The following is a 4,556-nucleotide window of genomic DNA, read 5'->3' as shown; positions in this document are numbered from 1 at the left end:
CGTCCCTGCCCCGCGTGCCCTCGCGCAGGCCACCGAACGCCAGCAGCCCCCGCCCGGAGGAACCGGGCGGGGGCCTGGCTGGCTGGGAGTGCCGGCGGTGCCGGCGTCCCGATCAGATGTCGTAGTACAGCTCGAACTCGTGCGGGTGCGGACGCAGCTGCACGGGGAGGATCTCCTCGTTGCGCTTGTAGTCGATCCACGTCTCGATCAGGTCGGGCGTGAACACGCCGCCCTGGAGGAGGAAGTCGTGGTCGGCCTCGAGCGCGTCGAGCACCGCGTTGAGGGAGGTCGGCGTCATGTCGATCGCCTCGTACTCCTCCGGCGGCAGCTCGTAGATGTTCTTGTCGATCGGGGCAGCGGGCTCGATCTTGTTCTTGATGCCGTCCAGACCGGCCATGAGCAGCGCGGCGAAGGCCAGGTAGGGGTTGGCCGACGGGTCGGGGCAGCGGAACTCGATGCGCTTGGCCTTCGGGTTCGAGCCGGTGATCGGGATGCGGACGCACGCCGAGCGGTTGCGCGCCGAGTACACGAGCGCGATCGGGGCCTCGAAGCCCGGCACCAGGCGGTGGTAGGAGTTCACCGTCGGGTTGGTGAACGCCAGCAGCGCCGGGGCGTGCTTGAGGATGCCGCCGACGTACCAGCGGGCGGTGTCGGAGAGTCCGCCGTAGCCGGCCTCGTCGTAGAACAGCGGCTGGCCGTCCTGCCAGATCGACTGGTGGACGTGCATGCCCGAGCCGTTGTCGCCGAAGATCGGCTTCGGCATGAACGTGACGGTCTTGTCGGCCGCCCAGGCCGTGTTGCGGATGACGTACTTGAACTTCATGACGTCGTCGGCGGACTTGAGCAGCGTGTCGAAGTTGTAGTTGATCTCGGCCTGGCCGGCGGTGCCGACCTCGTGGTGGCCGCGCTCGACGGTCAGGCCCACGTCCTCGAGGTTGGCCATCATGTCGTCGCGCAGGTCGCCGAAGTGGTCGGTCGGCGCGACGGGGAAGTAGCCGCCCTTGTAGCGGACCTTGTAGCCGCGGTTGTCGGCGATGTCGTCGCCGGTGTTCCAGGCGCCGGCCGCGGACTGGATCTCGTAGAACGAGCGGTTCGCGCTGGTCTCGAAGTTCACGCGGTCGAAGATGTAGAACTCGGCCTCGGGGGCGAAGTACGCGGTGTCGCCGATGCCGGTGGTGGCCAGGTACGCCTCGGCCTTGCGGGCGACGTTGCGCGGGTCGCGCGAGTACGCCTCGCCGGTGATCGGGTCGTGGACGAAGAAGTCCATGGCCAGCGTCTTGTGCTTGCGGAACGGGTCGACGTAGGCCGTCTTCGGGTCCGGGAACAGCGCCATGTCGGACTGGTCGATGCTCTGGAAGCCGCGGACGGAGGAGCCGTCGAAGGCCAGGCCGTTCTCGAACACGCCGTGGTCGAAGGACGAGACCGGGACCGTGAAGTGCTGCTGGATGCCCGGCAGGTCGGTGAACCGGACGTCGATGAACTTCACATCCTCGTCCTTGATGAACTTGAACAGCTCGTCGGCGTTGCCGAACATGTGGCCTCCTCAGCCTGGCCGCGGGGAGGTGCGGCCTGTGTTGCTTTGTTGGGCTTCTGCGGTGCGACCCCTCGCACCCTCGTCGTCGAACCTAACGGGGCGCAGTTTCTCGTCAGTCACCACATTGTTTCCGGCATGTTACGAGGCGGGGAGGGATGCTGCGAGCCGGTTTCGCGGGGCGGTGGCTAGGCTCGGCGGCGTGGAAGACGCTGGCTGGCCGCGCCGTGTGGGCGCCCTGTTCGTGGACTGGGCCATCGCCTGGGCCACCACCGTGCTCATCGGCGGGACGACCTACGGGGACGCCTCGCAGGACCTGCCTTTTTGGGCCCCGATCCTGGTGTTCTTCCTCGAGGTCGGCATCGTCACGGCGTTCCTCGGCATGTCCATCGGCAAGCGCATCTTCGGCATCCGCGTGGCCGGCTACGACGGCGGCCCGATCGGCCCGCGCGGCGCGTTCATCCGCACCGCGCTGCTGTGCCTGGTCGTGCCCGCGCTGCTCGTGACGCACCGCCAGCGCGGTCTGCACGACGTGGCGGCCGGGTCGATCGTCGTCAAGGCCTGACCGAGGCTGCCACCCATACCCTCGGACGACGAAGGGCCCGCCTCTCAGCAGGGGAGGCGGGCCCGTCGTGCGTCGGCCGGATCAGCCGCGCATGGCCTTGCGGTGGCCCTTCATGCTCGACGGCACCGGGCCGCGCGGCATCGGCGCGGGCGGACGCATGGCGTCGAGCGCCTTGGTGCGCGAGACGACCTCGGTGACCTGCGCGGGCTTGATCGCCTTCTTCATCCTGCGCACGTGCTTGACCAGCTTGGTGACCGGCACCTGGCCCTCGCCGCGGCCGACGACGACCTCGTGGATCGGGACGTCCGCGCCGACGATGCGGGCGTGCTTCTTGCGCTCGGCCGCGAGCAGGTGGCGGACGCCGCCGGGCGTGCCCTCGCCGACGAGGATGACGCCGGGACGTCCGACGACGCGGTGGACGACGTCCTGCTGGCGGTTGAACGCGACGGCGGGCTTGGTCACCCAGCCGCGACGCAGCATGGTGAGCACGCTGGCGCCGGCGCCGACCTGGCCCTCGACCTGGGCGTACGCGGCCTTCTCGGCGCGCTTGCCGAAGACGATGAGCGCGCCCAGGAAGCCGCCCATGAGCGTGAGGATCGTCGTGACGATGATGCCCAGCACGCCGGTGCCGAAGACCCACAGGCCGAGCCCGAGGAAGACACCGCCGACCACGAGGAAGGCGAGCAGCATGTACAGCGGCAGCGCACGGTCGGTGCGACGCGTCATGGTGTACGCCTGACGCATCTGGGCGATGCGGCCGGCGGGAACTTCGGGCTGGGCAGCAGACATGCGGCCCAGTCTAGTCGTCAGCCCCCGAGCGAGGCGCGCGCCTCGACGGCCTGCTGGTACAGGCGGCCGGCGCGGTAGGACGAGCGCACGAGCGGCCCGGACATGACGCCCAGGAAGCCGATTTCGTCGGCCTCGTCCTTGAGCTCGACGAACTCCTCGGGCTTGACCCAACGCTCGACCGGGTGGTGGCGCGGCGAGGGACGCAGGTACTGCGTGATCGTGATGAGGTCGCAGCCGGCCTCGTGCAGGTCGCGCAGCGCCTCGGAGACCTCCTCGCGGGTCTCGCCCATGCCGAGGATGAGGTTGGACTTGGTGACCAGCCCGTACGCGCGGGCCTGGGTCAGCACGTCCAGGGAACGCTCGTAGCGGAACGCCGGTCGGATGCGCTTGAACAGCCGCGGCACGGTCTCCAGGTTGTGCGCGAGCACCTCGGGCCGGGAGTCGAAGACCTGCTCGAGCAGGTCGGGCTTGCCGTTGAAGTCGGGGATGAGGTTCTCGACGCCGGTGCCCGGGTTGAGCGCGTGGATCTGGCGCACCGTCTCGGCGTACAGCCACGCGCCGCCGTCGGGCAGGTCGTCGCGGGCGACGCCGGTGATGGTCGAGTACTTCAGCTGCATCTTCTGGACGCTCTCGGCCACGCGGCGCGGCTCGTCACGGTCCAGGTCGGCGGGCTTGCCGGTGTCGATCTGGCAGAAGTCGCACCGGCGGGTGCACTGCTCGCCGCCGATGAGGAAGGTGGCCTCGCGGTCCTCCCAGCACTCGAAGATGTTGGGGCAGCCGGCCTCCTGGCACACCGTGTGCAGGCCCTCGCCCTTCACCAGGCCCATCAGCTCGGTGTACTCGGGCCCCATCTTCGCGCGGGTCTTGATCCACGCGGGCTTCTTCTCGATGGGGGTCTCGGCGTTGCGGACCTCGAGGCGGAGCAGCTTGCGGCCGTCGGGAGCGATCGTCACGCCGATCACTCTACGCCGGGCCGCGAAGCCGTCCACCCCGCCTCGCTGGCCTAGGCTCGGCCGCGTGAGGCTGCGCATCGACCGATCCTGGGACCGGCCCGCCCCGACGCGTGAGCAGGTGCGCACGGACGTGCTCGCCGGTGTCGCGCTGGCGGTGCTGTGCGTCGCGTCCGTCGAGGTGTTCCACAGCGCGAACGGAGCCTCGCTCGGCTGGCGCGGCGTCGAGGGGTACCTGTGGTTCGCACTCGCCGGACTGGCCCTGGCCGGCCGCCGGGCGTACCCGCTGACGACGCTCGTCGTCGAGTCGGTCGTCTTCGTCGTGGTCGGCGAGCGCATGCTGGCGCTCGGCACGATCTTCACCATCCAGATGATCATGTTCGCGGCGCTCTACAGCGCGTGGGCGTGGTCGCGGCGACCGCGGGCGCTGACGGCCGTCACCGCGGCGGTGCTGGCGGCCATGTTCGGCTGGCTGGTGATCGTCTTCGGCCGTCCCTCGGCGATGCCGCCGCGCCCGCAGGTCGGCCTGCTCGACCCGGACGCGGCGATCATCGTCTACAGCCTGGCGATCAACGTCGTGTACTTCCTGGGCGCGATCGTGTGGGGCCAGGCGGCGTGGCAGAGCGCCCGCCGGCGCGCCCTCGTCGAGGCGCAGGTCGAGAACGAGCGGCGCCGGCTCGCGGCCGAGCGGCGCGAGGCGGTGCAGGCCGAGCGGGTCCGC

General features: G+C 70.0%; 4 protein-coding genes and 1 pseudogene. 2 read left to right on the top strand and 3 right to left on the bottom strand.

Annotated features, from left to right (window positions below):
- Nucleotides 1–112: 112 nt before the first annotated feature.
- Entirely contained in the window at nucleotides 113–1,534 is a 1,422-nt protein-coding gene (gene glnA / locus AC2W7G_RS09715) for a type I glutamate--ammonia ligase (RefSeq protein ID WP_485868250.1), read from the bottom strand.
- Nucleotides 1,535–1,733: 199 nt separating this feature from the next.
- On the opposite strand from glnA, the gene AC2W7G_RS09710 reads away from it, so the two are divergent.
- Nucleotides 1,734–2,096 carry an RDD family protein gene (locus tag AC2W7G_RS09710; protein WP_485868249.1) on the top strand — a complete coding sequence of 121 codons (363 nt, stop codon included), beginning with the start codon at nucleotides 1,734–1,736 and terminating at the stop codon, nucleotides 2,094–2,096.
- Between the two features lie 81 nt (nucleotides 2,097–2,177).
- Here AC2W7G_RS09710 and AC2W7G_RS09705 read toward each other — a convergent pair whose 3' ends face one another.
- Both AC2W7G_RS09705 and lipA read right to left on the bottom strand, forming a co-directional pair.
- Nucleotides 2,178–2,885: a DUF4191 domain-containing protein gene (locus AC2W7G_RS09705; protein ID WP_485868248.1), complete on the bottom strand. Its 708-nt coding sequence runs from the start codon at nucleotides 2,883–2,885 to the stop codon at nucleotides 2,178–2,180.
- Nucleotides 2,886–2,902: 17 nt separating this feature from the next.
- Entirely contained in the window at nucleotides 2,903–3,838 is a 936-nt protein-coding gene (gene lipA / locus AC2W7G_RS09700) for a lipoyl synthase (protein ID WP_485868247.1), read from the bottom strand.
- Between the two features lie 64 nt (nucleotides 3,839–3,902).
- Between lipA and AC2W7G_RS09695 the strand changes: the two are divergent.
- Nucleotides 3,903–4,556, top strand: a pseudogene (locus AC2W7G_RS09695) (hypothetical protein); the annotation flags it as partial.

This window comes from Aeromicrobium sp. PFPM2_SD2 (genome assembly GCF_057364525.1).
Note: the sequence above shows the minus strand (reverse complement) of the source record. Positions and strands in the feature narration are given on the sequence as shown.

Excerpts from the sequence above, each read along its gene's own strand:
- glnA (WP_485868250.1), bottom strand. The coding sequence starts at position 1,534 with ATGTTCGGCAACGCCGACGAGCTGTTCAAGTTCATCAAGGACGAGGAT.
- AC2W7G_RS09705 (WP_485868248.1), bottom strand. The coding sequence starts at position 2,885 with ATGTCTGCTGCCCAGCCCGAAGTTCCCGCCGGCCGCATCGCCCAGATG.